Source organism: Streptomyces sp. URMC 129 (genome assembly GCF_051386415.1).
Classification (GTDB): domain Bacteria; phylum Actinomycetota; class Actinomycetes; order Streptomycetales; family Streptomycetaceae; genus Streptomyces.
Genome location: NZ_JBPQTQ010000254.1, coordinates 1 through 2,311 on the forward strand (window position 1 = coordinate 1; position 2,311 = coordinate 2,311).

Genomic DNA, 2,311 nt, shown 5'->3' on the forward strand with positions numbered 1-2,311 from the left:
GTGGGTTCAAATCCCGCCGTCCCGACACGGTGCGAGGCCCGCTGAGAGGGATGTTTCCCCAGCTCAGCGGGCCTTTGCCATCTCCGACAGCAGATCACCGCACCAGCCGCAGATGGCCGCGCGATCGCTCCCGTGGGACCACTTTGGGACCACTCCGGGGGCTGATCGTCTCCCAGTTCTCTCCCAGATAGGCACTCAGCGCGGCCCCGGCGAGCTGGATGGAACGCCGGTCGGGGTGAAGGTAACGCTGAGTCGTGGTGAGCGATCCGTGTCCAGCGATGAGTCGCAGGACGTGGACGGGCACGCCAGCGTCGGCCATCCACGTGAGCCCGGTGTGCCGCAAATCGTGACGACGCAGGTGTTCGTAGCCGAGCTTGACCACGACCTCATCCCAGTGGGTTGCGTCCCGCAGTACCGCAGTGGTGATGCGCCCGCCGCGTGGTCCGGTGAACAGCCGGGCCATCGGGTCACGCCCCACCGCGTCGAGCCTGCTCGCGACGAGGGGGCGGATCTCGGGGATGATCGGGACGGTCCGGCGACGCTTGCCCTTGGTGCCCTTGTCGATCAGCCCACCAGGGCCGGGGGTGGTCTGTCGGCACAGGTCCCAGATCCATGCGTCGCGGTCGATGTCCTTGGCCCGGACGCCGGAGACTTCCCCGATACGGGCAGCGGTACAGGCCGCGAAGCGCACGACGTCGCCCCAGCCCGCGTACTCGTCGGCCGAGCGGGCGACGAGCGCGTTGGCCAGCGCGTCCAGGGCGTCCCAGTCCCGCAGCGCGAGGGAGCGGGGGTCGTCCAGTTCGTCTTCGGCCTTCTTGTATTCCTGCTGCCATCCGGTGATCCGGGCGGGGTTGACGTCGATGATGCCGTCCCGCACGGCCTGTTCCATCACCCTGACCATGGAGGCGAGGCTGTTCTTCACCGTCGAGAGCCCGTAGTCGTCCGCGATCCAGCCGTACACGGCCCGGTCCACCACACCGTTCGTGATCGCCTGCACGCCGATGTGCCCGAGAGTGGGCACGACGCGCAGGCGCCAGCCCGCGCGGTAGGGGTCCATCGTCTTGGCTTCCAGGCCCCGCATGGCCAGATCCCATACCGATGTGCCGTACTCGGTCAGGGTCATGGTCGCCACGTCGGGCGTGACGCCACGGCGTGCCGCACGGTGCATCCGGTCGAGCCATGCTCGCGCGTCGTCGTCGGTCGGCAGCATCTGCGAACGCGACAGACGTCGTTTTGTCTGCGGGTCGAACCACCGCACCCGCGCCCGGAAGGGGTTGGGAAACCCCTCCCGGTACTCCACGTCTTCCGACAGCTTCACGCCCATGGGCGGCATCTGCTGTGTCATCAGGCTGCCGCCTGTGCTGGGTCGATGCGCCGGGAGGCCAGCCAGGCTTGCACGTCCGGCACGCTGTACATGGTCACGCGGGACGTCAGCCGCACGAACGGTGGCCCCTGGGGCGGTGAACCCGTCCGCCACCGACGCAGCGTCGAGGAGTCCACGCCGAGCAAGTCAGCCACCTCATCCGTGCTGTACCAGCCGCTGTGCAGCAGATCCGGCGAAGCATCAGCCGTCAACGACTTTCGGGACGCGGCAGTCAGCAACTCCGTCACCTGAGCAACCGTCATCAACCGGGGCACAGTCACCACTCCCCCGCGTCATCGAGGTCTGCGAGTGCTTCGCGTGCGGTTTGGCGTCCGGTGCGGACGTCGTCAGCGATGGTGGCGGCGAGCCAGCTCTCACCGGGGCTGTGGCCGGATCCGGCGTAGCGCCAGTCGGCTAGGTGTATTGATCATGGGCGTTGTTGACACTGAGCAGGGCTTGATCGTGGCGAAGACCTCCGGTGTGGTGGAGCTGTCTAGGACTGCACCGCACGGAGGTCTTCGTGTCCCACCGTAATGCCCGGCTGACGGTTCACGGCAGGCGGCTGCTGGTTGAACGGGTCCTTTCGGGCCGCCCTGTCGCCCATGTCGCCGCGGAGATGGGTGTCTCCCGGACCACCGCGCATAAATGGGTGCGCCGGTACGCGGCCGAGGGACAGGCCGGCCTTGCCGACCGGCCCAGCCGACCGCGCACCGTCCCGCGCCGCACTCCCGCGGCGGTCGAGGCCCGGGTGGTCGAGCTGCGCACGGCACGCAAGCTCGGGCCGGCCCGTATCGGCCCCATCCTGGGCCTGCCCGCCTCCACCGTCCACCGCGTCCTCGTCCGGCACCGCCTGAACCGCCTGGCCTGGCTGGACCGTCCCACCGGTCAGGTGATCCGCCGCTACGAGCGCGCCCGGCCCGGCGAACTCGTCCACATCGACGTCAAGAA

General features: G+C 68.8%; 3 protein-coding genes and 1 pseudogene. 1 reads left to right on the top strand and 3 read right to left on the bottom strand.

Features of this window, described 5'->3' with window-relative positions:
- Positions 1–94 precede the first annotated feature (94 nt).
- The 3 genes and pseudogenes from ACSNOC_RS27510 to ACSNOC_RS27520 all read right to left on the bottom strand — a co-directional run.
- The gene (locus tag ACSNOC_RS27510) at positions 95–1,345 is read right to left on the bottom strand and encodes a tyrosine-type recombinase/integrase (RefSeq protein ID WP_436750290.1); all 1,251 of its coding nucleotides are present in this window, start codon (positions 1,343–1,345) and stop codon (positions 95–97) included.
- Complete coding sequence (locus tag ACSNOC_RS27515) at positions 1,345–1,611, bottom strand: helix-turn-helix transcriptional regulator (RefSeq protein WP_436750291.1); 267 nt, start codon at positions 1,609–1,611, stop codon at positions 1,345–1,347. The genes ACSNOC_RS27510 and ACSNOC_RS27515 overlap by 1 nt, the downstream gene beginning before the upstream one ends.
- 29 nt (positions 1,612–1,640) lie before the next feature.
- Positions 1,641–1,781 (bottom strand): annotated as a pseudogene (locus ACSNOC_RS27520) (replication initiation protein); the annotation flags it as partial.
- Positions 1,782–1,883: 102 nt separating this feature from the next.
- On the opposite strand from ACSNOC_RS27520, the gene ACSNOC_RS27525 reads away from it, so the two are divergent.
- A partial coding sequence (locus ACSNOC_RS27525; RefSeq protein ID WP_436750292.1) for a helix-turn-helix domain-containing protein occupies positions 1,884–2,311 on the top strand: 428 nt, incomplete at its 3' end.

Bases quoted from the DNA above. Each gene is read 5' to 3' on its own strand.
- ACSNOC_RS27510 (WP_436750290.1), bottom strand. From the start codon at position 1,345: ATGACACAGCAGATGCCGCCCATGGGCGTGAAGCTGTCGGAAGACGTG.